This window comes from Gammaproteobacteria bacterium, assembly GCA_029884425.1.
In the GTDB taxonomy this organism is placed as follows: domain Bacteria; phylum Pseudomonadota; class Gammaproteobacteria; order S012-40; family S012-40; genus JAOUHV01.
The window spans coordinates 1-25,800 of sequence record JAOUHV010000045.1 but is presented as its reverse complement, the minus strand read 5'-3'; the positions used below and the strand labels follow the sequence as shown (position 1 = coordinate 25,800).

At 50.1% G+C, this 25,800-nt stretch carries 24 protein-coding genes; 3 read left to right on the top strand and 21 right to left on the bottom strand.

Translation table 11 applies throughout. The features are described from left to right. Positions 1 to 145: 145 nt before the first annotated feature. The 13 genes from murC to OEW58_11165 all read right to left on the bottom strand — a co-directional run bounded on the left by murC (position 146) and on the right by OEW58_11165 (position 14,758). The gene (gene murC, locus OEW58_11225; protein MDH5301922.1) at positions 146 to 1,582 is read right to left on the bottom strand and encodes a UDP-N-acetylmuramate--L-alanine ligase; all 1,437 of its coding nucleotides are present in this window, start codon (positions 1,580 to 1,582) and stop codon (positions 146 to 148) included. Then, positions 1,575 to 2,651 carry an undecaprenyldiphospho-muramoylpentapeptide beta-N-acetylglucosaminyltransferase gene (murG, locus tag OEW58_11220; GenBank protein ID MDH5301921.1) on the bottom strand — a complete coding sequence of 359 codons (1,077 nt, stop codon included), beginning with the start codon at positions 2,649 to 2,651 and terminating at the stop codon, positions 1,575 to 1,577. The genes murC and murG overlap by 8 nt, the downstream gene beginning before the upstream one ends. After that, a complete protein-coding gene (gene ftsW, locus OEW58_11215; GenBank protein MDH5301920.1) occupies positions 2,651 to 3,829 on the bottom strand; it encodes a putative lipid II flippase FtsW in 1,179 nt (392 codons plus the stop codon). The genes murG and ftsW overlap by 1 nt, the downstream gene beginning before the upstream one ends. Then, positions 3,819 to 5,129 carry a UDP-N-acetylmuramoyl-L-alanine--D-glutamate ligase gene (gene murD / locus OEW58_11210; protein MDH5301919.1) on the bottom strand — a complete coding sequence of 437 codons (1,311 nt, stop codon included), beginning with the start codon at positions 5,127 to 5,129 and terminating at the stop codon, positions 3,819 to 3,821. Before murD ends, ftsW begins: the two co-directional genes overlap by 11 nt. Positions 5,130 to 5,158: 29 nt before the next feature. Next, complete coding sequence (mraY, locus tag OEW58_11205; GenBank protein ID MDH5301918.1) at positions 5,159 to 6,241, bottom strand: phospho-N-acetylmuramoyl-pentapeptide-transferase; 1,083 nt, start codon at positions 6,239 to 6,241, stop codon at positions 5,159 to 5,161. Between the two features lie 18 nt (positions 6,242 to 6,259). Further along, positions 6,260 to 7,621, bottom strand: coding sequence for a UDP-N-acetylmuramoyl-tripeptide--D-alanyl-D-alanine ligase (locus OEW58_11200; GenBank protein ID MDH5301917.1), 1,362 nt, complete (start codon positions 7,619 to 7,621; stop codon positions 6,260 to 6,262). Continuing rightward, entirely contained in the window at positions 7,618 to 9,138 is a 1,521-nt protein-coding gene (locus tag OEW58_11195) for a UDP-N-acetylmuramoyl-L-alanyl-D-glutamate--2,6-diaminopimelate ligase (protein MDH5301916.1), read from the bottom strand. Before OEW58_11195 ends, OEW58_11200 begins: the two co-directional genes overlap by 4 nt. Further along, the gene (locus tag OEW58_11190; protein MDH5301915.1) at positions 9,135 to 10,856 is read right to left on the bottom strand and encodes a penicillin-binding transpeptidase domain-containing protein; all 1,722 of its coding nucleotides are present in this window, start codon (positions 10,854 to 10,856) and stop codon (positions 9,135 to 9,137) included. The genes OEW58_11195 and OEW58_11190 overlap by 4 nt, the downstream gene beginning before the upstream one ends. Next, positions 10,853 to 11,122, bottom strand: coding sequence for a cell division protein FtsL (gene ftsL, locus OEW58_11185; GenBank protein MDH5301914.1), 270 nt, complete (start codon positions 11,120 to 11,122; stop codon positions 10,853 to 10,855). Before ftsL ends, OEW58_11190 begins: the two co-directional genes overlap by 4 nt. 4 nt (positions 11,123 to 11,126) lie before the next feature. After that, entirely contained in the window at positions 11,127 to 12,071 is a 945-nt protein-coding gene (gene rsmH, locus OEW58_11180) for a 16S rRNA (cytosine(1402)-N(4))-methyltransferase RsmH (GenBank protein ID MDH5301913.1), read from the bottom strand. After that, positions 12,072 to 12,524: a division/cell wall cluster transcriptional repressor MraZ gene (gene mraZ / locus OEW58_11175; protein ID MDH5301912.1), complete on the bottom strand. Its 453-nt coding sequence runs from the start codon at positions 12,522 to 12,524 to the stop codon at positions 12,072 to 12,074. Positions 12,525 to 13,182: 658 nt separating this feature from the next. Further along, the gene (locus tag OEW58_11170) at positions 13,183 to 13,836 is read right to left on the bottom strand and encodes a PEP-CTERM sorting domain-containing protein (GenBank protein MDH5301911.1); all 654 of its coding nucleotides are present in this window, start codon (positions 13,834 to 13,836) and stop codon (positions 13,183 to 13,185) included. 190 nt (positions 13,837 to 14,026) lie between these two features. After that, positions 14,027 to 14,758, bottom strand: a complete 732-nt coding sequence (locus OEW58_11165) for a hypothetical protein (protein ID MDH5301910.1) — start codon at positions 14,756 to 14,758, stop codon at positions 14,027 to 14,029. A gap of 404 nt (positions 14,759 to 15,162) precedes the next feature. Between OEW58_11165 and OEW58_11160 the strand changes: the two genes are divergently transcribed. Beyond that, positions 15,163 to 15,468 (top strand): hypothetical protein, encoded by a 306-nt coding sequence (locus OEW58_11160; protein MDH5301909.1) that lies wholly within the window; start codon positions 15,163 to 15,165, stop codon positions 15,466 to 15,468. Positions 15,469 to 15,583: 115 nt separating this feature from the next. Here the strand turns inward: OEW58_11160 and OEW58_11155 are convergent, their stop codons facing one another. The 6 genes from OEW58_11155 to OEW58_11130 form a co-directional block, all read right to left on the bottom strand. Continuing rightward, positions 15,584 to 16,735: a hypothetical protein gene (locus OEW58_11155; GenBank protein ID MDH5301908.1), complete on the bottom strand. Its 1,152-nt coding sequence runs from the start codon at positions 16,733 to 16,735 to the stop codon at positions 15,584 to 15,586. 413 nt (positions 16,736 to 17,148) lie between these two features. Further along, a complete protein-coding gene (locus OEW58_11150; GenBank protein ID MDH5301907.1) occupies positions 17,149 to 17,796 on the bottom strand; it encodes a NapC/NirT family cytochrome c in 648 nt (215 codons plus the stop codon). Positions 17,797 to 17,829: 33 nt separating this feature from the next. Further along, the gene (locus OEW58_11145) at positions 17,830 to 18,261 is read right to left on the bottom strand and encodes a nitrate reductase cytochrome c-type subunit (GenBank protein MDH5301906.1); all 432 of its coding nucleotides are present in this window, start codon (positions 18,259 to 18,261) and stop codon (positions 17,830 to 17,832) included. Then, complete coding sequence (gene napA / locus OEW58_11140; GenBank protein ID MDH5301905.1) at positions 18,258 to 20,783, bottom strand: nitrate reductase catalytic subunit NapA; 2,526 nt, start codon at positions 20,781 to 20,783, stop codon at positions 18,258 to 18,260. The genes OEW58_11145 and napA overlap by 4 nt, the downstream gene beginning before the upstream one ends. After that, positions 20,783 to 21,031 carry a chaperone NapD gene (locus OEW58_11135; GenBank protein ID MDH5301904.1) on the bottom strand — a complete coding sequence of 83 codons (249 nt, stop codon included), beginning with the start codon at positions 21,029 to 21,031 and terminating at the stop codon, positions 20,783 to 20,785. The genes napA and OEW58_11135 overlap by 1 nt, the downstream gene beginning before the upstream one ends. A gap of 234 nt (positions 21,032 to 21,265) precedes the next feature. Next, complete coding sequence (locus tag OEW58_11130) at positions 21,266 to 21,805, bottom strand: hypothetical protein (GenBank protein MDH5301903.1); 540 nt, start codon at positions 21,803 to 21,805, stop codon at positions 21,266 to 21,268. Positions 21,806 to 21,978: 173 nt separating this feature from the next. Here OEW58_11130 and OEW58_11125 point away from each other — a divergent pair, with 173 nt between their 5' ends. Next, entirely contained in the window at positions 21,979 to 22,128 is a 150-nt protein-coding gene (locus OEW58_11125) for a hypothetical protein (protein MDH5301902.1), read from the top strand. A gap of 78 nt (positions 22,129 to 22,206) precedes the next feature. Here OEW58_11125 and OEW58_11120 read toward each other — a convergent pair whose 3' ends face one another. After that, entirely contained in the window at positions 22,207 to 22,587 is a 381-nt protein-coding gene (locus tag OEW58_11120; protein MDH5301901.1) for a lysozyme inhibitor LprI family protein, read from the bottom strand. A gap of 345 nt (positions 22,588 to 22,932) precedes the next feature. Then, entirely contained in the window at positions 22,933 to 24,090 is a 1,158-nt protein-coding gene (locus OEW58_11115; GenBank protein ID MDH5301900.1) for a hypothetical protein, read from the bottom strand. Positions 24,091 to 24,667: 577 nt separating this feature from the next. On the opposite strand from OEW58_11115, the gene OEW58_11110 reads away from it, so the two are divergent. Further along, positions 24,668 to 25,800 (top strand): hypothetical protein (locus OEW58_11110; protein MDH5301899.1); only part of this gene is annotated, 1,133 nt, incomplete at its 3' end.

Sequence of the window (25,800 nt, the reverse complement as noted above, 5' to 3'; positions counted from 1 at the left end):
GCCGGTCCGCCCACACGCCAAGTGGTGTGTTCAGACATCGGCTCATTCAGCAACAACTCGCCACGAAACTGTTTGCTACCATGCACGCCACCACCATTCGTCTCCCCCTGAGACAAAAAGCGATACAGATAGCTCATCGCATGTTTCACGCACGCTTCTCCTGCAACGAAACCAGCATCGCCGGAACTCGACCAACATCGCCCGCGCCCATCACCATCAACACGTCACCATCAAGCAGCACATGCGACAACAAATCTGGCAGATGCTCCTTGTCTTCGACAAAAACCGGCTCTGTCTTGCCCGTCAGTCGAATCGCTCGCATCAAGGCGCGGCCATCTGCCCCAGGAATGGGTGTCTCGCCTGCCGCATAAACTTCAAGCAACAGCAATAAATCCGAATCGGAAAGCACGTGCACGAAATCTTCGAATAAATCGCGCGTACGACTAAAGCGGTGCGGCTGGAAACACAACACAATACGCCGCCCCGGCCAGGCATCTCGTGCAGCGCGAATAGTCGCGGCCAATTCACGCGGGTGGTGACCGTAGTCATCCACCAACGTAGCGGTAGCATTTCCAAACGTCACGTCACCATACACCTGGAAACGACGACCAATTCCCTGGAACGCATCCAAACCACGGCGAATCGACTCTTTACTCACACCCAATCTGTCAGCAACGATAATGGCCGACAGCGCATTTTGTACATTGTGCTTACCCGGCAGATTCAAACTGACTTCCAGCCAGTCACGCTCACCATGGCGAGACACCACAAAGTGAGTCCGCAAGCCTTCATGACGAACCGAGTGAGCAAAATAATCTGCATCTTCTGACAGACCATAGGTACAAATCGGCCGCTCTACTTCCGGCAATGTTCCCGCTACCACCGGATCATCAATACACAGCACCGCCAAACCGTAGAATGGCAAGTGGTGCAAAAAGCCCAAAAAGGTTTCACGCAGCTTGGAAAAATCACCCTGATACGTGCTCATGTGATCGGCATCGATATTCGTTACGATCGCCATCATCGGCTGCAAAAACAAAAATGACGCATCACTTTCATCCGCTTCAGCAACCAAAAACTTTCCAGCGCCCAAACGGGCATTGCTGCCAGAACTATTCAGACGCCCACCAATCACATAGGTGGGATCCAGTTCGCCCTCGGCCAGCAGGCTGGCTACCAAACTGGTCGTCGTCGTTTTACCGTGCGTCCCGGCAACAGCAATTCCGTAACGAAAGCGCATCAGCTCTGCCAACATTGCAGCACGCGCAACTACTGGCACCAGGCGCGAACGTGCTTCCGCCACTTCAGGATTGGTTTCATCAATGGCACTGGATACGACAACAACATCGGCAAGCGCCACATTTTTTGCGTCATGCCCTTTGAAAACCTGCACACCCAGTGACCGCAGTCGGCTCACTGCCGCATTTTCTGCCATGTCAGAACCGGTGACTTCAAATCCCAGATTTGAAAACACCTCAGCAATGCCGCTCATGCCGACACCGCCGATGCCGACAAAATGCAGATGCTTGATGCCGCCCAATGACGGATCACTGTGATTATCAAGATGAATGCGCTTAAACATGCGCTTGCTCCAAACAAATATTCGCCACAACTTCGCTCGCTCTCGGTAAAGCAAGCTCGCGCGCCTTGATTGCCATGTTTTGCAGCTTCTCTGGTTGAGCAAAAAGATCCTGCAAATACTCACTCAAAATTTCCGGCGTCAGCACTTTCTGCTGAACCATAATCGCCGCCCCGGCATCAACTAAAAATCGCCCATTACTTGTTTGATGATCATCAACAGCGGAGGGGTAAGGCACCAGAATTGATGCAGAACCCACCGCAGCCAGCTCGGCAACCGTCAATGCTCCCGCGCGGCAGATCACCAGATCCGCCCATGCGTACGCGTCTGCCATGCTGTCGATAAACGGTACAACATTGGCCTCAACTCGTGCGCTGGCATATGCACGCTTGGCCTCGTCCAGATTTTTTTTGCCCGTCTGGTGCCACACTTCCGGACGCTCGTGTGCATCTATTCGCGCCAATGCTAACGGCACGATTTCATTCAGTGCCGCTGCACCAAGGCTGCCGCCAACCACCAACAATCGTTTGACTTCATCAGGCCGGCGACGCTGCTGTGGGGACAACACATCCACAATTTCCCGTCGGATTGGATTTCCCACGTACTGACGTTTCGGCATATTCGCAAACACACTCGGAAACGCCACCAGCACTCGATTGGCAACTTTGGCCAAATAACGATTCGTCATGCCGGGCACAGAATTTTGCTCATGAATCACCAGCGGAACTCCAGCAAGCTTTGCCGCAATGCCAGCCGGCCCCGCAACAAAACCGCCCATGCCCAGCACTACTGATGCGTGACGCTTCCGCAGCGCCTGCTTTGCCTGTTGCACCGATTTGAACAAACGCCAAGGCGCTTTCAACCAGCCAACAATGCCATTACCACGCAAACCAAACACTGACACCCAATCAATCTCAATACCTGCCGCAGGAACAACATCCGCTTCCAGACCACGCTGCGTACCCAGCCAACTCACCGTCGCACCACGCGCCTGGAGTTCACGCGCAACGGCCAGTGCCGGGAACACATGCCCGCCCGTACCACCTGCTGCGATCACAACATGCACACTCATTACCTTGAATCCTTTGAACCCGACAATTTTCCATGCCGGTTTTCATAATCAATTCGCAACAACAGCACCAATGCCGCAATCGACGCCATCAGACTGCTTCCCCCGTAACTCATCAACGGCAACGTCAAACCTTTGGTCGGCAACACGCCCATGTTGACACCGATATTGACGTACGCCTGAAACACAAACCACAAACCAATGCCGACGGCCAGGTAGGAAGAAAAACGATCGCCTCTGGCCTCCGCTGCGCGACTGATTACCACCGACCGCCACATGAACAAACCGAACAGCACAATCACCACTAACGCGCCGACAAAACCCAGCTCTTCAGCCAGTACTGCATAAATAAAGTCAGTGTGCGCCTCGGGCAGGTAAAAAAGTTTTTGCACACTGCCACCCAGGCCCACCCCAAAAAATTCGCCACGACCAAAAGCAATCAATGACTGGCTCAACTGAAAACCACTATCGAAAGGATCAGCCCATGGATTCATAAATCCGGTCACTCGCTCCCAGCGATACGGCGCAGCTTTGGCCAGCGCAAACATCGCTCCCGTCACCAGGGTACACAACACCACAAAATGACCAATTCGCATCCCGGCCAACAGCAGCAAGCCCATGGAAAAACTGCCGATGACCACGGTGGTTCCAAAATCAGGCTGCAGCAACAGCAGCACCGCAACAAGACTCAACGCCCCCATCGGAATCAATATTCCGGAAAGGTGCGTACGTAACTTGTCGCCTCGGCGAGTCAGATAACTTGCCATGAATATCAGCATTACCACTTTGATCAATTCGGAAATTTGCAGATTGAAAATACCCAAACTGATCCAGCGCGTTGCACCATTGACGGTACGACCTACGCCAGGAATCATTACCACTATCAGCATCACCACGCCGGCCAGCAACAATGCGGGCCCTAGCTTGTTCCAAATCTCCATGGGAATGCGCAGCATAATCACCGCAAGCACAACCCCGATGGCAAGAAAACCCAGTTGGCGATACAAAAAATAGAATGGCGAATCGTGCAGCCGCTCCGCAATGGCAACCGATGCCGAACTCATCATCACCAGCCCCAGACACAGCATCACCGCACTAATGCCAATCAACCACCAATCGTGGTCACCACCAAGTTTGGACTTGGCCGGCAAAAACAGCGCAGACTGAATCCTAGCCAGCATGCTGCAATTCCTCATTGACGTATTTAGTAAACAGCTCGCCTCGTTCGACATAGTTTTTAAACATGTCAAAACTGGCACATGCCGGGGCAAGCAACACGGTATCGCCCGTCACAGCCAATCGACGCGCCTGAGCAATGGCATCACGCATATCTTTCGCAAACAAAACATTCAGTGATTTATCCAAATCCTTGGCAATTTGCGCAGCATCCCGCCCAAACAAAACAACGCCTCGCGACCGACCTTGCAACGAATGACTGATGGCGGAAAAATCATTTTCTTTAGCAACGCCGCCTGCCAACAAAACCAGCGTTCCATCCAGCCCATTAATCGCCGCGACAGTTGCGCCCACATTGGTTGCCTTGGAATCATTAATCCAGCGAACACGATTTTTTTCTGTTACCAACTGCATCCGATGTGGCAAACCAGAAAACTCACGGACTGCATCCCGCATTGCCGTCAAAGGCAAATTAACTGCTGTACCCAACGCCAGCGAAGCCAGCACATTGGCAACGTTATGCGTGCCGCGCAGACGCAATTCTGACACTGGCATCAAAATTTCGTCGCCCCGACACAAATTTCCGTCACGTACGCCGTATTGATTCTTTGCTGGCGCCGCCAAGGTAAAAAATAAATCAGGTTCACTGTCGGTCAGCGCCATCGCGGCCGCATCGTCCAAGTTAACCAGTTTGTGTTTTGCGCCACGGTAAATCACCGATTTCGCCAGCATGTACTCTTCCATGCTGTCATAACGATCCAAATGGTCAGGCGAAATATTCAGCACCACCGCCACCGCGGCGTGCAGCGAATGCGTTGTCTCCAACTGGAAACTGGATAATTCCAGCACATACAGCTCAACATCATCACTGAGCAGATTAAGTGCGGGCTCACCCAGATTGCCACCAACCGCCACCTTAACTCCAGCCTGCTTGGCCATTTCACCGACCAACGTGGTGACGGTACTTTTGCCGTTAGATCCGGTGATGGCAACAATGGGGGCTTTCGCTTCACGAACAAACAGCTCCACATCGCCAATCACTTCAGCACCGGCATTTTGCGCAGCGACAATCGCAGGATGTTTTACGCTGACACCTGGGCTGACAATTAATCGCTTGCAAGCCAAAAACTGCTCTGGTGTGAATTCACCCAATGTTACCGACACTGCTTTATCCAACGCAGCTGGCACCGCGATGCCTTCACGGCTATCGGCAACGGCGTATGCAATTCCATGACGCGAAAAATATTGGGCGCAAGAAACACCGGAGACTCCCAGTCCCACAATCATGTTCTCGCAATTAGTCATATTACTACCCATATTTTTCCGGCGTCCTGTTAACGAATTTTCAAACTAGCCAAACCACACAACACCAGAATAACGGTGATGATCCAGAAGCGAACGATGATTCTTGGCTCAGGCCAACCTTTCAGCTCGTAGTGGTGATGAATCGGTGCCATGCGAAACACTCGCTTGCCGGTCAACTTGAATGAGGCAACCTGAATGGCAACCGACAAGGTTTCCACCACAAACACGCCGCCCATGATGAACAACACCAATTCCTGGTTCACCATGACTGATACCACGCCCAGCGCAGCACCAAGCGCCAGCGCACCCACATCGCCCATGAATACTTGAGCGGGATATGCGTTGAACCACAAAAAACCTAATCCAGCACCGACAATCGCCGCGCAGAACACGGCAAGTTCTCCCGTGCCGGCAATATGTGGAATATCGAGATAACCGGCAAATTGCGCATGACCACTGGCATAAGCAAAAATCCCCAGTGCGCCGCCAACCATCACCGTCGGCATAATCGCCAGTCCATCCAGACCGTCGGTCAGATTCACTGCGTTGCTCGTACCCACGATCACAAAATAAACAAATATGATGTAAAACATGCCCAGCTGGATGGCTGTATCTTTCATGTAGGGAATCAAGACTTGCGTTTCAGCGGGCGATGTCGCCGTGCTATACAAAAAGATCGCCGCACCCAACGCGCCTACGGATTGCCAGAAATATTTGGCCTTGGCGCTAATGCCTTTGGGGTTTTTCAGCACCAATTTTTTGTAATCGTCGTAATAACCAATCGCACCAAATACCAGCGTGGTCACGATGGCGACCCAGACGTAGCGATTATGCAAATCGCCCCACAGCAACGTACTGACAACCATCGCAGCAATAATCAACGCACCACCCATGGTTGGTGTGCCGCTTTTTGCCAAATGCGTTTGCGGTCCATCGGTACGAATCGGCTGTTTCATTTGTTTGTAACTTAGGCGACGTATCATCCATGGGCCTAATACAAATGCAAACACCAACGCTGTCAGCACGCCCAAAATGGCGCGCAGCGTCAAATATTTAAATACGCCAAAACCGCTGTGATACTGTGACAAGTATTCGGCTAATAGTAATAGCATCTGACTCTACCCTTTTCGTTACTGCTGTTGAGCCAACAAAGATTGAACAATTCGCTCCATGCGAGAACTTCGGGATCCCTTCACCAAAATCGTGACATCCGGAGCCAAGAGCGCCCCCAATGCCTTCACTAATTCTTCCTGGCTGGCAAACGACTGCCCGCCCGTACCAAAACCTTCAGCAGCAAGTGCCGCATATTTGCCTACTGACAACAAATGCTCCACGCCATGCGTGCGGGCAAAACGACCAATTTCACGATGCGCCTCTTCAACACCACTGCCCACTTCCGCCATATCACCCATCACCAAAACGTGGCGACCGGCAAACGCCACCAAACTGTTGATGCCCGCTTTGAACGAATCGGGATTGGCATTGTACGTGTCATCCAGCAAGCTGGCGCCACTGGCCAACGAACACAGTTTCAATCGGCCACTAACCGCATCAAACGCTTCCAGCGCCAGTTTGATTTCTTCCAACGGCACATCCAGCACATAACCCACCGCGGCTGCGGCCAGCGCATTGCGCACATTGTGCTCGCCAAACAGCGACAGATGGACTTGCAGCTGCTCTTCACCAATCAGCAGCGTAAACATGGAGCCATCTCTTCCTTGCGAAATATCAACTGCACGCACGTCGGCGCGCTCGTCCATACCAAAGCAGACGATATTTCGTTCTTTGTTCAGATCCAACCAATAATCCGCATAACGATCATCCCGATTGACAATGGCAATACCGCCCTCCATCAACCCGGAATAAATTTCGCCCTTCCCTTTCGCTACACCATCCAGACTGCCGAAACCTTCAAGATGTGCTGCACCTGCACAGGTAATCAGTGCCACATCGGGACGTGAAATGTGCGTTAGATAATCAATTTCACCAATATGGTTCGCGCCCATTTCGATAACAGCAAACTCATCTTCATGCTCAAGTTTGAGCAAGGTCAGCGGCATGCCGATGTCATTGTTAAAATTTCCCTGGGTAGCGAGCACCGTTCCGCTACGTCCCAACACCGCAGCCACCATTCCCTTGACTGTCGTTTTGCCGTTACTGCCGGTAATGCCCACCACTTTTCCACGAAACGCCAACCGCCGCGCTGCGGCCAATTGCCCCAGTCCCAACCGGGTATCCGCCACAATCAATTGCGGCAAACGACTGCTAACCGGATGCGAAACCATCAAACCACTCGCGCCTTTTTCTTCCGCCAGACCAACATAATCATGCCCATCGAAATTCGGCCCTTTGAGCGCAACGAACAAATCACCAGACTGTATCGTGCGCGTATCGGTGCTCACACCACTGAAACTTTGGTCCGAACTCGGTTCGGCGATTCCTAACGATTGCGCCGCACACTTGAACGTATTTCTGCTCAGCGGAGAAATCATGCCACAGCCTCCAACATCTGACCGACGCACTCGCGGTCACTAAAGTGAAATCGCTGATTACCTACTAGCTGGTAATCCTCATGTCCCTTGCCGGCAACCAGTACCACATCAGCGCCAGTTGCATTTTTTATCGCAAACTCAATAGCATTTTGCCGCTCAGGCAAAATAGTGCGCGGCTGTGTTTCTGACATACCCGCAACAATATCGGTAATGATGGCCATCGGATCTTCTGAACGGGGGTTATCATTGGTAATCACAATTTGATCCGCCAAAGTTTGTGCGATACGTCCCATCTCCGGACGCTTGCCCGGATCACGGTCACCACCACAACCAAACACAACCCACAGATTACCCTCGCAGTGATCTCGCAAGGTACGCAACACTTCCGCCAAGGCATCCGGAGTATGCGCATAATCCACAACCACTAATGGTGAGTTGTTTTTTTGGAAACACTCCATCCGTCCAGCGGGAGGAACAACGGTCTGAATTTTTTGAATGGCCTGCTGCAATGGCCACCCCATTACCAACAAGCTGCCCAAAACAGCCAGCAGGTTGTAGGCGTTAAATTCGCCCAACAATTTGCTGCTCAGTTGCGCATCACCATAGCTGCCAGAGATTTGCACCACCATGCCATGGCGATCGCGCTGCACAATATGGCCGGTTAGCGTAAGCGCAGAATTATGCACCACCGATTCATCCAGCCCCAATCCATACGCCAGGCACGTCACTGCGCCACCCTGCAATTCTGCCAACAGTTTCTGCCCCAACTGATCATCGCGATTAATGACCGCTGCCCGCAGGCCGGGCATTCTAAACAAGCGCGACTTGGCATCGGCATAGGCCTGCATATCGCCGTGATAATCCAGATGGTCGCGCGTCAAATTTGTCAGCACTGCCACATCAAAACGCACACCGTTGATACGCCCTTGATGTAATCCATGCGAGGACACTTCCATCGCAACGTGGCGCGCACCATCGGCATACAGTTTTGCCAACGATTGCTGTAGCTGCGGCGCTTGGGGCGTAGTAAATCCACTGCTTTGCAATTGCCCCCAAAAACCGCTGCCCAGCGTACCAACAATGCCACAGCGACTGGATTCATCACTCAGACACTGCGCAATAAACTGGCTGACCGACGTTTTGCCATTCGTCCCGGTGACGCCAACAATGGTCATATTCTGACTGGGCTGATCGTAAAATCGCGCAGCCATATCACCGATGACTTGATGAAGATTTGGCACGGCAATCAACACTGCCTCGTGTTGCTGACACAACGCAGCCCACGCAGACACATCATCTGCTTCAACAATTACCGCACGCACTCCGGCTGCCACCGCATCGGCAATGAATGCACGACCGTCAAAGCCGATACCCGTCAATGCAAAAAAAGCATCGCCGTTTTGCGCAAAACGAGAGTCAATGCTTAGGCCGCTGATTTCGGCATCTTTTGCAGGCTCCACATACGCAAAATCCGCCAGCAGGCGGGAGAGCAACATTGGGCGATTCAGCGTAGTCAATTTAGTCCCGCCCTGGCCATTTGTAACGGTTGATGCAATTGTTCAGTCGGAATGTCATCGGGTGGAATATTCATTACCCGCATTGCCGCCGCCATCACGTTGGCAAAAATCGGTGCGGCCACTTTGCCACCGTAATATTCCTTGCCGCTAGGTTCTTCCACCACCACCACGGCAACCAAACGCGGATTGCTCGCTGGGGCCAATCCTGCAAATACAGAGCGATATTTTTTCTCCAAATATCCGCCCTCACCTGAGACTTTTACTGTTCCTGTTTTGCCGGCGACGCGATATGAATGCACAGCTGCTTCATACGCCGTTCCTTCTCTGCTAACCACGGTTTCCATCATGGTACGCAAGTGTTTGGCGATATTTTCATCCAGCACCCGCTCGCCATCGGCGGCATGATCTAGTTTCACATAACTGGTTGGTTTGAGTTTGCCGTCGTTGGCAAAAATGCTGTAGACCCGCGCCAACTGCAACGGTGTCACCGTCAAGCCATAGCCATATGACAACGCGGATGTTTCAACGTTGTTCCATTCACCAAAAAATGGCAGCCGACCTGAAGATTCTCCGGGAAAACCACTGTTGACCGGTTCGCCCACACCCAGGTCAGAAAAAGTTTCCCACAGCATTTCTTTGGGGATGGCCAATGCCATTTTGCTCACGCCGATGTTTGACGATTTTTGAATAACGTGAGTAATGTCCAGTTGACCGTAATTGCGGAAATCTGAAACCACTGCATTGCCAACCCGATAATAGCCGGGCGACGTATCTATCACGCTTTCCACATTAAACTGCCCGGAACGTAATGCAGCGGCCACTGTCACCGGCTTGATTGTTGAGCCTGGCTCAAACTGATCGGTAACCGCACGGTTTCGCGTCACTTCCGTGCTCAGATGAGCGCGACTATTCGGATTAAACGAAGGCTGATTCACCATGGCGAGCACTTCGCCAGTCTTGGCATCCAGCAACACCATGCTGCCGGACTTGGCGTTATGCATTTGCACCGCGCTTTTAAGTTCACGATAGGCGATGTACTGCAAACGACGATCAATGCTCAACTGCACATCACGCCCTGGTTGCGGCGCTTCGATCAAATCAATGCTGTCGACAATGTGTCCCAGACGATCTTTCACGACCCGCTGCTTTCCTGGAACACCACGCAGTTTGTCATCAAACATTAATTCCAGACCTTCCAGGCCCTGATCATCAATGTTGGTAAAGCCCAAAATCTGCGACGTCACTTCGGCAGCAGGATAATAGCGGCGATATTCACGCTGGGAAGATACGCCTGGAATTTTCAGCGCCAACACTTGCTCTTCCACTTGCGGCGCAACGTGACGCTTCAGATAAATAAATTCACGACCGTGACGCTGCTTGATGCCCGACTTCAACTCAGACAGTGACAGCCCCAGCAACTTCGCCAGTTTGGACAGGTTTTGATTATCGAGTGGGATATCCTGCGGATTAGCCCAGATGGACGCCACGGGCGTACTCACCGCCAGCGGCTCCCCCTGGCGATCGAGAATCATGCCGCGATGCGCAGGCAACGCGATCGTCCGCAAATGACGAGCATCGCCCTGGTTTTGTAGGAATTCGTTGTCCAACACCTGGATGCTCAACGCGCGCCACGCCAAGAAAACGCCCGCGATCGCCACCATTGAGCCTACCAAGCCCATGCGCCAAACACTGATTGTTGAGGTGTTTTGCTGCTTCATGGTTTTACGATCACAATCTCTTTTGCACCGGGCAGAGTCATGCCCATTTTTTCGCGCGCAATTTGTTCAACTCGACTGTGAGTTGCAAATGTGCTCTGTTCCAATTGCAACTGGCCCCAAGCAACATTCATTTCGTCACGGAGTTTCTGCAAATGCTGCAAATCCGCATACACCACACGATTCTGGTGTTTCACGTAAACCACTGCCAACGCCGACAACATCACTGCCACTACCAATAGCGTCAGCACCATATACTGTTTGTTCATGATGCTAAAAACGCTTCTCCGCCACGCGCAGACAAGAACTCCGTGCCCGCGGATTTTCCTGCAACTCCGTCTGTCCAGGTTTGATCATTTTGCCAATGCGCTGCAAGCGACCTTCTGCTGCGCGCCCCTGAATCGGCAAATCCAGCGGAAATTCTTCGCCTTTGGATTCGCGCTGAATAAACTGCTTTACCATCCGGTCTTCCAGCGAATGAAAACTGATCACCACCAGTCTCCCGCCCTCGACCAACACATCCAACGACTCCGCCAATGCTTTTTCCAGCTCATCGAGTTCGCGATTGATAAAAATTCGTATTGCCTGAAATGCACGCGTTGCCGGGTCTTTACCCTTTTCCCAACGCGGATGCGCCTTGGCGACGATCTCCTGTAACTGCTTGGTGCGAGTGATCGATTGCTCCTGCCTGGCCAGCACTATCGCCTTGGCAATGCGACGGGAAAAACGTTCCTCACCGTACTGCCACAACACATTGGCGATGTCTTCTTCCTTGGCCTGCGCCAGCCACTGCGCCGCGCTCTGTCCCTCATTGGGATTCATGCGCATGTCCAGCGGGCCATCGTTGCGAAAACTAAATCCACGAGAGGCGTCATCCAGCTGGGGCGACGAAACGCCAATGTCCAGCAACAAACCATTCACCTTGCCAACAATTCCCCACTGCTCACAGCAGCGGCGCAAATCACTAAACGGCGCATAGGCAATCTGGAACCGACTGTCCTGCGCGGCCAGGCGCTCGCCTTCGGCAATCGCCTGGGGGTCGCGGTCAATGGCGTACAACCTGCCACCCGCGCCCAACTGCGCCAAAATCGCCCGCGAATGTCCGCCTCGACCAAAAGTACCGTCCACGTAGACGCCTTCAGGCTTAATCGCCAGCGCCGCCACAGACTCCTGTAACAACACCGATTGGTGCACAAACTGATCGTCAGTGTTGTTCATCTATAACCGCAGGTTCTGCAACGCCTCGGGAAGCGGACCATCATCCTCATCCTCTTCCATCCACATCAAACGCTGAGCGTTCCATACCTCTTCGTTCCACAACTCAAACTTATTGCCCTGCCCGACCAGCACAATGTGCTTCTCCAGCTTGGCGAATTCCCGCAACATCGGCGGCAACAGGATCCGACCGCTGTTGTCCATATCCAGCTCGGTAGCGTGGCCCAGCATCAAACGCTGCAAGCGACGCTGTTTGGGGTCCAGGGCAGACAAACGCACCAGCGTTTGTTCTATAATCTCCCACTCAGGCAGAGGATACAGGAGCAGACAACCATCACGATCGATAGTGAGTAGCAACTTACCTTCGCAATCTTCGAGCAAATCCTGGCGGTATCGCGTTGGCATCACCATGCGACCCTTGTCATCCAGGCTTAATGAACTTACCCCGCGAAGCAAATTTGCCACCTCTCTCCCACTTCATCCCACTTTATCCCACTTTGTTACACTATAGGTACTCCTGACAAATACTGTCAAGGTCTCGACGCGTGCAGCACATAAAAATAAGTTCTGCAAATCGCCATATGACAATTTCAGACTCAAAAAGACCATCAAGGGGGGACATAGGACAAAAACCGAGAATGGGGAAGACAACCGTACCCGTTTGGCACCGGCAACAACGCGCGCGCAATATATCAGTGGCGCCCCTGATTTCCAATCAGCTTTTTTGAGGTTTTGTGCCACCCCGACCTGGTCCGACTCGGCGGGGGGGGGGAACAGAAATTGAGTCAAGTCTGGCAAACCCGTTAACCGCCAACAGGTTACCTCCGGTAACGATCTCGACGGCCATGAGCCTTCAAACATAGCAGTGCCGAAGTCCATGATACCCAGAACCCAGCCAACGCCAATGCTCCTTACACCGCATCCAGCCAATTTGGTCGCAAATGACTCGCAACAGGCTTAACGCAGTTAGATGAACTGACAAAGCGCCACAACGTTTTGCGTCAAGAGGAAATTATCGAGGAGATCGACGTCCTGCTACCCTGCGCCGAGGCTACGACAACACCGAAGATATGAATGAGGCACGGCGCGATGCACACCGTGCCCCAGCAAAAACTTACGAACGTTTACGCTTTCCTAACACCATGCCCGCCAGACCCAGGCTCAATAAGAGCAGAACCTCGGGTTCTGGCACGTCCACGCTTCTCGCAGGCGCATAGCCAGAATATGCAACAGATATATTGCCACTGCCAGTGCTCGTTAAATCGTAAAATGCTGTCTTGGCATATGCCGTTGCATCAGTATCAACGAACATGAAGTTCGATGACTGACCAGCGCTCAGCGGATTACCAAAGACAAAGTTCACATAACTCGCCTGCGTACCAGAGAAACGGTGCGCCATTGTCGGTGCAACATCACCCAGACCATCAATGCGGTAATTCACATCGTAAACTGATGTGTAAAATTCACCGATTCGAAACGATCCAATAACATTGGTTGAGTTCTCATCAACCATGACACGCCAGTAAAAATCGTAGGTACCATCCACTGCCAAAACTACACGATTTTGTACGACACCACTCGCTCCAGAAATCGTAAACGCAGTCAACTCATCTACCACAACCGTGCCAGCCAGATTTGGCTCCGCCGCAACCGTTGTGCCTGGCAACGGAATATTCATGTCACCCGGATTCAATATCACCGCTTGCGCAGACGCCGCACCCAACAGCAACGCCGCACCTACCCACCAAGAATGAAATGTATTTTTCATATAGTCTCCCTCATGCAATCAGTAAAACTGTAACTTGCAGAATTGCAAAATTACCTAGCAAATTGCATCAGCAGTGATTATGCCAAACTTTATTAACCTACATTATCAACAAGATATGGAGACTACATTTTGCGACACCTTCGAACATGTAAAGCGCATCGACGTCGTCAAATAAACACACCCAAACGCACTACCCGCAATGAACTCTCCACAAACAATCACCGTCATCACGATACGCTGGCTTTAGCATGGCCTTCAGCAGTGAGATATCTCCACCCACACCACATTGATACAAAATATCGCGCAATTCATAGCCCAAATTAATCGACAAAGCGGAGTTGTAGCGATTAAACATGATGCATTCATGAAATCGACGCGCCCAAGCTGCCAAGCGCACATCCGACATCACATATCGTTTGTCGAATAACGCATACTGCAACTGCAGCAGCAAATTCCCAGGAACACCCTGCAGCGGCAGAGTCCGTAACGACATTAAAAATGGCAACCATTGCTTTCTGATGCCAGGAAAAGAGTGCATGACATTTTGTTCAACCCGCGCGTCCTCTATCCATTCGATAATGGTTCGCGCCTCATAATCAAACTGATCCACATTTTTAAAAGCGCGTTTGCCATAAACTTCGTGCGCTGCCAGGTGCATGGCCATCGCCTGATACAGACGCTTGTTGGCAAACACATCACTGCCACGAACATGCTCTGGGAAATACAGCGTATTGCTTGCCAACCTGGGGCGAACGATTCGCGGCAAGGTCGTCAACATGAAATCCCGCCCCCATAGCGACCGCAGGTACAGCGCTAAAAATCGTCGCTGGGTTGCAAATGCCGTCTCACACATCGACAACTGAGCTGTTGGCAGCCAGCACACACTTGCCGTACCACCATCGAACACATCAACCGTTTCCATTCCATTCCTCCACGACCTGGGCAATGAAAATTGTTGACTGCAACCATCAGGCTCTCCAATCGAAGTTTTAAATCCTGCGGATAGAGCATGACCGATACGCACAAGCTGCGCATGGCCATTGCCTGCCTGCTAAGCCCGCAGAAAAGCTAGATAATTCTCCACCGGGAGGGATTCGAGCATTTCGGTGGATTTGTGCACATCAAGGTTTCACTATCCGGACAAGAGAAATATCCGTGAACGAGCGATGGGGTTAATTGACGGAAACCTCCCCCCCATGAGAAAGTACCGCGCCACATAGCCCAGAGAATTTACCCACTGAAACGTGATCATGTTGACAGGAACAATCAACTCAACCGCATGCAGCAAATGCAGTAGACGACAAAACCAACCAAGGAGTTTTACCCATGACGCTATTAACATTTCTGCTTGCTACAAACGCCGCGTTGCACGCCATCATCATCGGCCGCTTCGGAATCAAAGGCAATGAACCTCCTGCGCTGTTCGGCATACTGTATGCCGTGTTGGCGATTGTCACCTACAGCGAGTGGGCTCATGCAATTATCGCCACACTAATCGTGACGACGGTTGGTCTTGTCGGACTTGGATTGAATTTCAAAAAACTGCAGCACGACACCACGATAGAAAAAATCATCATTGTTGTCGGAATAGTAATTCTTGCCAGTGCAGGCACGCTCTTGCTGGGAAAATAGAGGCTTTATATTTTCACCTCGGTGATAAAGATTAAAACGTGAGATAGAAAACAGTAATTACCACAAAAAAACAGCCTCCGAAGAGGCTGTTTTTGTATTACCGACACCGCTTGACTCAGTGTCCCATGTTATTAATTGTGTCGAGTATATCCTTGGCTACCAGCAGTTGGTCACGAGTAAAGCTGGTGTGATCAAACACCAGGTATTCGCTCCAGGCCAGAACTACCAGCTGGAGCTGTGCGTAATCACCCGCAATTCCCAAACCTGCGAATTGATTCAGCTCTGTCGCCAGTAACTGTTTGCGCAACAGATCAACATCGACACTGGTGTTTGCAGCCATGACCGCCAAGGCTTCGCGGAACTCTGCCCCCGCAGTAAACTGGAAGGGGATGGGCAACAGGAAAGCCTCGATGGAGTTCAAATAACCCGTCAAAGTACTTGCACTGACCTGAGCACGCCCTTTACCAGTAATTGCAACGGAGAACTGATGCTTCCAGAAACCTATCGTGCGTCCTTCGCCACTGAAAGTAAAACCATCAGCATCGGGATCATCGCTGGATAGATCATCGAGAATCGCTTTTGTGTTAACACCAAATCCAATATCAATATTGGATACATCTGCATTGATTACCGTAACCTGCACACTCGTCCCCATATGGGCAATCATGTAGCTAAACAGTATCTCGTTGAAATCCACGCTGACACTGCTGTTAGGCACAGACACATAGTAAATTCCAGGCAGAAGATTCTCGAACTTGTAATGACCGCTTGCATCGGTCAGCGCAATACTGACCAGCACACCAGCAACATCATGCAATTCGACACTCACATTGGCCAACGCAGGCTCATTCACATCCAGAAGATAATTGGTATTCGCGTCGACATAAATATTTCCAGAAACACTGTAATTCAATACTGGATCTTCGCTACCGGCGCCAGGACCCTGGGTTGTGCCGATGGCATAATAGGTACCGCCTTTCACCGCGTAGTTAATATCAACAATTTTCGGTTTTCCCGGCACTGTGACAGTATAAGTTTTGGTGGTACCGGCTGTCTGTCCGGCATCCCACTTAATGCCCCACACGCCGGTGGTAGGATCCAGTCCAATACTGACCAGACTATTGGGTGTAACTCCGGTCAAACCTGTTGCATCGATATCGACACTCAACACCCAGTGACTCAGATTTTTTTCGCCAGTTCGAGCCACCAGTTCATAATAAAACGTAGTGGTATTTGCATTGGCATCATAATCAGTGTCAATCAGCATGACACTCCAACCAACAGCGGAGATATCTTTTTCCTGAAAACTGGGAGCAGCCTGAGATGAGGATATTGCGATTAATAACAAAAACAGACTTACAAACAAGTTCTTTACGCCAGCGCCAAATGACATTGTCGTAACCCTCGAATACTTGCTGTATCCCTAACAGCGTTAAGTGGCAGCGATCCATTTAACCTAGGGCATTTCCATATCGGGAGCTTGCTGCATGTAGGTAGCAGCTAATTTAGCGCGAATCGACTAAAAAATACATACGGCAAGTGTAATCTTCTGTAACGCTTTGTTGCATAAAACCACAATAATTTAAATCCTCGTTATGAATGAGAATTTCAATCTAAAACAATCATGATCCGTACATTAACTACCACATCACATCAAAGCAGCCAGCAATATCAAACGCATTAATGCGGCGAAATATTCACCCCATTTTCTGCAGAAGCATCGGGATCAACCCCATACATTGCTGGCAGTGAATGAGCAATTCCCTTGTGACAATCAATACAGGTCTTTCCGCTCTCCAACCCAAGATCATGCTGATGCACAGCCCGACGCTCCTGGGCCATGTAATCCATCGAATTGAAGTCATGACAGTTGCGACATTCACGCGAATCCGTTTTTTTCATGGCGGCCCAAACATTTTCGGCCAACTGCAAACGTTTGGCTTCGAATTTTTCCGGAGTATCAACCGTACCGGCCATTTTATGAAACAGCTCATTGGTTGCCTGAATTTTTCTCACCACCTTGTGCCCCCATTCCTTGGGGACATGGCAATCGGGACAGGTCGCACGCACACCACTTCGATTATTGTAGTGAATGGTGTCCTGATATTCCTGGTACACGTAATCATTCATCTCATGACAGGAAATGCAAAACTTCTCGGTATTGGTCACATCGAGTGCCGTATTAAACCCACCCCAGAACACAATTCCAGCCACAAAGAATGTGGCACACAGAACCAGTGCTGCGCGCAAACTCTTTGGAAAAAGGAATTTTCGCAGCCGATCACGCCACAATGTTTTTGTCTTATTCACTTGACCAGAATCTGTCATTGCTTTTTCAACCTGAGTCGTTGCTGTTGCGCGCTATTGGGAACGAAAGGTGTTTTCAACCAACGGCGATGTGTCACGCTGCGGCACATGACACTGTAAACAAAAATAGCGACGCCCGGCCACTTGTTCGGTTTTCTTGCCGCTGTATTCATAGTAATGCGTTGGGCTAACCGCAGTAGCAGCCGCATTTTTATGATTCGCCCGACTGTGACAGGTCAGACACTTATTGAATTTCAAATTAACCACGTAGCCTTCTACCCGGTGCGGAATCAACGGCGGCTGAAATGGATAGGCGCGCGGCTTTGGATCAGCCTCATGTTGCCATTTGATAATCGCACCACTATCCGACGGAGCATCAATTGGGGATTCACGCAAACTGCGAACCGATTCTGCACTGACACTCTGCATAACCACCACAAGCACCATCCCGGCACAGAGCCAGATCCATCGTTTGTGCTTCATCATCCCAGACGCTCCGCTGTATGACGTTTTTTCGTGACTTTCACCGCGCATTTTTTGTAATCGGTTTGGCGTGAAATGGGATCAATGGCATCAAGCACCAATTTATTCACCAATCGACCTTCATCAAACCAGGGAATAAATACCAAACCACGCGGCGGACGATTTCTCCCTCGGGTTTCGACGATGGCACTGATTTCGCCCCGGCGACTTTGAATAATGGCTTCCAGCCCGCGACGCAATCCACGCTGTTTCGCGTCATCAGGATGCATGTAAACAAATGCCTGCGGCATTGCCTTGTGCAATTCAGGAATTCGCCGGGTCATGGAGCCTGAGTGCCAATGTTCCAGCACACGCCCGGTACTTAACCACAAATCATATTCTGCATCCGGGGATTCCGCAGGCGGCTCATATGGCGCGAAAATCGCTACCGCCTTGCGATCGGCATTGCCATAAAACTCAATGCCTGCTCCCGGCGTCACATGCGGATCACTGCCTTCGCGATAGCGCCACGCGGTTTCCTTCTCGGCAACCACCGGCCAACGCTTACCCCGCACCTTGTGGTAATTATCAAAATGATCGAGCTCATGGCCCTTCTTTGGGCCTTCCAGCGAAAAACGGCGATATTCTTCGTAAAGCCCTTTTTGCACATAAAAGCCAAAGTGATTCATTTCATCATTTTTGTATTCTTTGCCGCGCTCATCTTTGATAGCTTGCTTGCCAAATTGATTGACCTGGCCATTGGCAAACAATACCTCGTACAGCGTTTTGTGGCGCAACTCCGGTTTGCGTGCAATCAACTCTTCCGGCCAGACCTCGTGCACGCGGAACCGCTTGGCAAACTCCATCATTTGCCACAGATCAGAGCGCGCCTCACCCGGTGCACTTACTTGTTGCCGCCAGAATTGGGTGCGCCGTTCGGCATTGCCGTAAGCCCCCTCTTTCTCCACCCACATCGCTGTTGGCAGAATTAAATCCGCAGCGATGGCGGTTACTGTGGGATAGGCTTCCGAGACCACAATGAAATTTTTCTCATTTTCAAATCCAGGCAAGCCTTCGTGATTCAGATTGGGTGCTGCTTGCAGATTGTTATTACACAGTATCCAGTAAGCGTTAATCTTGCCGTCCGTGAGCTGGCGTTGTTGCGCGACCGCATCCAGTCCAGGCTTCTCAGGAATAGTTCCTTCCGGCAGCTTCCAGATTTTCTCAGCGAAATCGCGATGTTCTTTTTTAGCCACTAACAAATCTGCAGGCAATCGATGCGAGAAGGTACCCACTTCGCGAGCTGTACCACAGGCAGATGGCTGCCCGGTGAGTGAAAATGGGCTGTTTCCGGGCTCTGCGATTTTCCCCATCAACAAATGAATGTTGTACATCAAACCGTTCACCCACACGCCACGGCTGTGTTGATTAAATCCCATTGTCCACAGCGACATGATTTTTTTATCTGGGTTAGCGTATAGCTTGGCAAGTTTCAATAATTGCTCTTCACTCACACCACTGAGCTTGGCGGTGTATTCCAGGGTATAGGGCGAAAGCAACCTAGCGTATTCATCAAAACTGATCGACGTAAGATCACCCTTACCAGCATTGGCGGCTTTCTTTTCCAGTTCATGCTCTGCACGCAATCCATAACCGATATCGGTTGCCGTTTTGGTAAAGCGGACATGCTTGTCAATAAAAGACTGATTGTAGGCTTTGTTTTTTACGATATAGTTGGCGATAAAATTTAGAATAGCCAAATCGGTTTGTGGTGTGAAAATAATACCGTTGTCTGCCAGTTCAAAACTGCGATGGGTATAGGTAGACAACACATGCACTTCTGCGCCGGGTTTGCTCAAGCGGGTTTCAGTCAAACGCATCCACAACACCGGATGCATTTCCGCCATGTTCGCCCCCCACAACACGAACGCATCCGCGTGCTCCAGATCGTCGTAACACCCCATGGGCTCATCCGAACCAAACGCACGCATAAATGCCGCCACTGCCGACGCCATGCAGTGCCGCGCATTGGGTTCAAGATTATTTGAGCGAAATCCCGCCTTGTATAACTTGCTGGCGGCGTAGCCTTCCCAGACCGTCCACTGCCCCGAACCAAACATACCGATCGCGCCAGGACCGCTGCTTTTGAGCGTCTGTTTCCATTTTTCGGCCATGATATCGAAGGCCTGATTCCAGCTGACCGGCGTGAATTCGCCCTGTTTGTCATATTTACCATCACGCATGCGCAGCAATGGCGTGGTGAGACGATCTTTGCCGTACAACACCTTGGCAAGAAAATATCCTTTGACGCAGGCAGTGCCGCGATTGACCGGTGCTTGCGGATCAGCGATGGTCGCCACAATGCGACCTTCCCGAGTACCAATTTGAAAGCCACAACCCACACCGCAGAATCGACAAGGTGCCTTGTCCCAATTCATTTCGGATTTTGCGGCGGCCTCAGCCAATCCGGGAACAGTGATTCCCGCCACCGATGTCGCCGCCAGGATGGCGTTCAATTTCAGATACTCACGTCGAGTCAACGACATTAAACGCTCTCCATATTTTCTATGCCATGAAAAGCCACTGATGCAGCGATCACGCCCGGCATGCTTTCAATGCGGGCAAAAATGTCCGCCAGCAATCTTTCGGATTCGCACTCTACGGTGATCACCAGCCGATCCTGTCCATTACTGGCATGCACTTCGACATTAGCCAACTGATTCAGTTCCGTTTCGAGCCGGGCCAAGTGATGTGAGCTGGTGGTAACAACAATACTGGCAATATGTAGTTCCATTTCAGGCTGCCTTCGGGTTTAGAGTTAGGGAAACACTAGTAATTGTCTTTCCGATGACTTGGCGGATTTAAAAAATCATACCATTGGCTTTTGCTTCTAATAAATTGAAACAGCCAAAATTTCCATCAGCCTGGCGTTTTAAATCCGAATTATGTGACGCATGAGATCAAGTTCCAAAACTACGTGCATGCATGATGACTATGATTTCGCTGATATCAATCGGGGTTACGAGACCTAAAATCGATGTCCGATACCATAAAAAAGGACGTAGCCTTTTATTCCATATGAGGCACTGGAACCAACGTACATGGTAAAACCACTATCGTCATTGATATGGATACGACCGGCGACCGTAGGTGACAGCTCCAGCTTTTCTCCAACCATTGCTGCGACAAAAACGCCAATCTGCGGAGACATACTGGCCTTTTCGGTGATTTGCCAATTAAACGGGGTATACCTCTGCCCCAATAAACAAGTTGCAGAAGCGGATTCCTCAACCAGTTCGTTATTCACCAGAAACTTCTGCGTTTCCAGGGGAAGGTTGGCTGCGAGCATCGTTCCCCAGCGTTCGCTCCAAAGATACTCAGAAATCAATAAAGCGCCCGTGGTCGGCAAAATGATTTTTTTGCTATTTTTCACATCCACTCGATCCACTTCATCAACAAGCATCTGTGATGTTCCAAAACTTAATTCAAACTTCCGCTCATAGGCATACGCGGGGTTAAGCATTAAAGCGGCAGCAACAGAAAAGATACAGTTTGCGAAAAACTTCATATATGCGTCCACTACATGCTATCGATAAAAAGTATTGTAGGTACGATTAGCATCCGCGTAATCGTACGCATGACAGGAATCAACCATTCCTCCGATTACGCTGACGCTAATCGGAGCTACGAGATCTTCACAGTGATACCGCCACCGGCTACGGCATTGGTTTCGGTGCTCGAATGAAACAAGGGCTGGATATGCGCATCACCCACTATCGCGGGGGAGAGCTAAACGTGGTCGACTACAAAACTCTCGATAGCAACGGCAACTACAAACTTGCCACCGCCCCGGCAAAATACACCCAATCTTCCATCGGCCTGGCGTTTTAAATCCAATTCATGTCCCCTATCTGTTTTCTTGACCAAAAACAATTAGCTTTCTCACACCCAACCTAGCAATTCTCGCATTCACAATTTACTAGATTGACATCCAGTTGATTTACACTCCCGAATCCTATCGCGCAACACATTTGTTCTGTCTACGGTCATGCTCGTAGTACAACTCAAGCTGACGAAAAACATACCATCCTTTCTAAAGCTGCATTGTTCGTTACGCGACTTTATCCACGACACCTGTCTACTTTTCAATGCCGATTTTTCCGACTCGGACAAATATGATCTCAGACTTTTATATTCCTGATTAAGCTCATTATCTGCTTCCTGATACACCCTGTTTAGACAATAAAGCCCGTCAAAATCATCCCTTGGTTTATCGCAATTATCTGCTAACGCGCTCGCTGACAGGAATGCGCCAAGCAACACTGATACGACTCTGACACCCTTCTTCATTAGACTATTTCCTCCGAACATAAAACATCAAAACAAACGACTAACCACGCGGGCACGATCAGCATCAACGTAATCGCATGCATGTAGCAAGTAGCCGGATATAGTGAAGCTCAATCCCAGGAAGCTTATTTCCAACATCCCGGATTCCACGTTGTTGTTTAGACCGGGCTATATTGATCAATTAACCTGCTCCCTTCTAGCTAGACTAGTATGCATTGAACCCATCAAGTGCGATTCTTTCGTCGTGCGGTTAAGATCAAGCAAGGTAGCTTGAAGTTGAACCAGAGTAGCAAAAGTAGGCTGGGCATACTACGGTGGCCCAACCTACGTGAACGATTAAATTTCTCAACGAATATACGTTACCGCCAAATTCGAAAAAGCCCAGGTATCTGAGGAGTTACTGCAGGGGGTTAATCCCAGGTCGTGCGTTAGCCTCTCAATCTTTAGCTCCTGATTTGCACTGAGAGACAAAAAGACTGAGACGGTGTCATTAACATCGGCATAACAATAGATCAAACCATCACCGCTAACGCTTCCGAAATCTAAATTTGTACGACCGACAGTTGAACGTGGAACTGTCATTAAGGGCCGCAGCGCCTGCCCCCCAAAAGACAGGTCTAACTTAGCTTCGGGATGCAAAAAACCGGGAGCGAGAGTTAAATAACTATCGGCGTTTCCGGAATAAGCAACGGGGTTATCTTTACGTACCCATACCCCTTGCGCCGTTTCAGCAATATCCACTTCAATGGTTCCACAAGCAGGAGTACCATCACGCATGTCACCCGATAGCCCGGTTTTTGATTCAAGCAGCGTGCGGTTGGCACCACTGTAATAGCGACTGAAGCACACGGCGTTTTTGTAATAGGGTTCTTCCACGCGTGTGGTCACTGTCGCGGTAGAACGTAGGTCCATCATATCAAAATCGAGTCCACCTGCAGTGACTCCACCTGCCGTACCTAACACATCACCAGCCAATATCGGTATTTCAAAACCCTCTGCAACACAAGAGCGTATTGTTTCGCTTTCAGTGGAATACTCCTCACAAGTTGCATTACCGAGGTATGACTCTAAGTTCGGGGTGATTGTGGCGACGTGAGAGAACGTCACTGTCACATCGGTGCAAGGGCGAAAGACCACGGTGTAATCCGATTCTCCCTGGCGAGTTGGAGAGGCTAACCACGTAGCTTTTTTAACGGCAACGATATAGGCGTCTGCCGGAGCAACCAGCTGGACACCTTGCTGGGCCAAGCGTATACCCGTCTGGCCATTGGGTATAACATCGCCACCACCGGGATCCAACTCACCGAAGACGATAACTTCACTGATCGCCGACTCGGCGACTGGCAGCGCAGCAAATAGGGGGGTATCGATAGTCCCTCCGCACGCCGGAATCAAGCTGACATTATTCTCTTTCGGATCGGAATCAGGGCTTTTATCACAGGCGCTCAGCACAAGCGTAAATAAGAATAACCAAAATAGTAACCTGAATGGTAAACGACTCATTAGCTGTCCTTTTCGAGGTGGAGTTTGAATCAATCTTTATATAATAAAATTTCGCCTGCAATACTTTTCTGATATACAGCTGTAATTTAGTAAACAATAGGGGCACCAACCATCATGCCCAGGGAATGCCGGATTCATGTACTCAATGGATAAGGGCATGCCTTGTTTTTTGCCTGCATCACTGGCTATGACACGCATAAGCTGGCGAGAATTTGGCGTTTGCAGGAAGAAAAATGGATCACCACTGCTGCGAGCTAAACAGCACACAACCCCTGAGCCACCCGAACAACAGCATTCAATCTTCTCATTACTCGCCAACTCCTGGCGCATCTTCGTCTGACGCCTATTGATCAACTTCATTATCTCGTTTTTTTCCTTTTTTATTGCGCAAAACTAAATCATTCAGTCGCAGCTAGTTGGCCATTAACAAATTGCGCCCACTATCCTAATCTTGCTTAATTAGTCTGCGCACGTAATCTGACTTACTCTATGTATTGAACTTCTATATATTTAAATGAATACTAATAGCTACCAAGCCAAGTGACAGAAAGCGATGATTTTCTCAAGGAGAATTGCAGTGCGCACAACAAAATTTGTAGCTTTGATATTGCTTTTGAGCTTTTTTATTACCGGATGCAACCTTAATAATCAATCAGATAACGACGATCCAATTATCGCAACACCCATTTCACTGATAAGTGTCGATGTGCAAGCGGCTACTCTCGATGGAGCGCTGACATTGAACAACGGAATGTTCCCAAATGGCGGTCTGGAGTACGGGGAGCTGTGGAGTCAGGGCAGTCATGCAAACGACCGCTTTCGGCTAGGCAACACCTACGGCTCTAACTATTCAGCGATGCTAATACACGGCAATTATGACTTGTCATATCAGTTTAAGGCGGGCGGCCTTAGCGTTCCCAGCAACACAAACGCCGTCGTATCCAGCGCGGTTTCTGTCACTGCTGACAAAACACAGAATGTCGATGTGCCAATGATAACAGTAAGCGGAAGTTTTACGCTCAACGGCAACCCTTTTCTCGCTAGTATTTATAATTCAGCGCAATTTTATCTACAGAAAGTGGGGACCAACGAAAAAATATTTTTCGGTGACTCTCATCTTCCACCAGCGCAAGTTAGCGTGACTCCCGGGCAATATCACGTTATCTACGATTACCGAATGGGCGATTTAGTACCAATAAACGTGGGCGCGCGCGTTATGGCGAACGTAGACTTAACCAGCAATCAGATGCTGGCGGTTAATGTCGCTGCCCACCAGCTAAGGCCAAGCATTACGCTCAACAGTGCCGCATTTCCAATTAATCAGTATGCTGATGCGAACATTGTGCTACTCGACAAAACCACTGGTGCAGAGTCGACCCTATTTAACACACACGATCCAAAATCAACGCTTCTTGTCGTATCGGGAACCTACGATGTTTTATATCGTCATGAGACGGGAGGAGCTATCGTACCTCTCAACTCTTCCGCACGTTTAGCGGAGAATTTTGTCTTCAATACCGGCAGGGATTTTGTTCATAACATCGTTACTATTGAGGTCGACATGAATGTCACGCATAACGGCGTCCCATTCCTGATAAATGAGTATTTAGATGGCAATCTCTATCTGCACGACGCTGCTACAAATGCTGACACCCACTTGGGCAATACGCACGATGGCTTTTCCAATATCATATTAATTCCTGGCACCTA

Bases quoted from the DNA above. Each gene is read 5' to 3' on its own strand.
- mraY (MDH5301918.1), bottom strand. From the start codon at position 6,241: ATGCTATTACTATTAGCCGAATACTTGTCACAGTATCACAGCGGTTTT.
- OEW58_11190 (MDH5301915.1), bottom strand. From the start codon at position 10,856: ATGAAGCAGCAAAACACCTCAACAATCAGTGTTTGGCGCATGGGCTTG.
- OEW58_11135 (MDH5301904.1), bottom strand. From the start codon at position 21,031: ATGGAACTACATATTGCCAGTATTGTTGTTACCACCAGCTCACATCAC.
- ftsW (MDH5301920.1), bottom strand. From the start codon at position 3,829: ATGCTGGCTAGGATTCAGTCTGCGCTGTTTTTGCCGGCCAAGTCCAAA.
- OEW58_11170 (MDH5301911.1), bottom strand. From the start codon at position 13,836: ATGAAAAATACATTTCATTCTTGGTGGGTAGGTGCGGCGTTGCTGTTG.
- OEW58_11165 (MDH5301910.1), bottom strand. From the start codon at position 14,758: ATGGAAACGGTTGATGTGTTCGATGGTGGTACGGCAAGTGTGTGCTGG.
- OEW58_11115 (MDH5301900.1), bottom strand. From the start codon at position 24,090: ATGAGTCGTTTACCATTCAGGTTACTATTTTGGTTATTCTTATTTACG.
- OEW58_11160 (MDH5301909.1), top strand. From the start codon at position 15,163: ATGACGCTATTAACATTTCTGCTTGCTACAAACGCCGCGTTGCACGCC.
- ftsL (MDH5301914.1), bottom strand. From the start codon at position 11,122: ATGAACAAACAGTATATGGTGCTGACGCTATTGGTAGTGGCAGTGATG.
- OEW58_11125 (MDH5301902.1), top strand. From the start codon at position 21,979: ATGAAACAAGGGCTGGATATGCGCATCACCCACTATCGCGGGGGAGAG.
- murD (MDH5301919.1), bottom strand. From the start codon at position 5,129: ATGACTAATTGCGAGAACATGATTGTGGGACTGGGAGTCTCCGGTGTT.
- OEW58_11145 (MDH5301906.1), bottom strand. From the start codon at position 18,261: ATGATGAAGCACAAACGATGGATCTGGCTCTGTGCCGGGATGGTGCTT.
- rsmH (MDH5301913.1), bottom strand. From the start codon at position 12,071: ATGAACAACACTGACGATCAGTTTGTGCACCAATCGGTGTTGTTACAG.
- murC (MDH5301922.1), bottom strand. From the start codon at position 1,582: ATGTTTAAGCGCATTCATCTTGATAATCACAGTGATCCGTCATTGGGC.
- OEW58_11155 (MDH5301908.1), bottom strand. From the start codon at position 16,735: ATGCTGATTGACACTGATTATGATGCCAATGCAAATACCACTACGTTT.
- murG (MDH5301921.1), bottom strand. From the start codon at position 2,651: ATGAGTGTGCATGTTGTGATCGCAGCAGGTGGTACGGGCGGGCATGTG.
- OEW58_11150 (MDH5301907.1), bottom strand. From the start codon at position 17,796: ATGACAGATTCTGGTCAAGTGAATAAGACAAAAACATTGTGGCGTGAT.
- napA (MDH5301905.1), bottom strand. From the start codon at position 20,783: ATGTCGTTGACTCGACGTGAGTATCTGAAATTGAACGCCATCCTGGCG.
- OEW58_11120 (MDH5301901.1), bottom strand. From the start codon at position 22,587: ATGAAGAAGGGTGTCAGAGTCGTATCAGTGTTGCTTGGCGCATTCCTG.
- OEW58_11130 (MDH5301903.1), bottom strand. From the start codon at position 21,805: ATGAAGTTTTTCGCAAACTGTATCTTTTCTGTTGCTGCCGCTTTAATG.
- OEW58_11200 (MDH5301917.1), bottom strand. From the start codon at position 7,621: ATGATTTCTCCGCTGAGCAGAAATACGTTCAAGTGTGCGGCGCAATCG.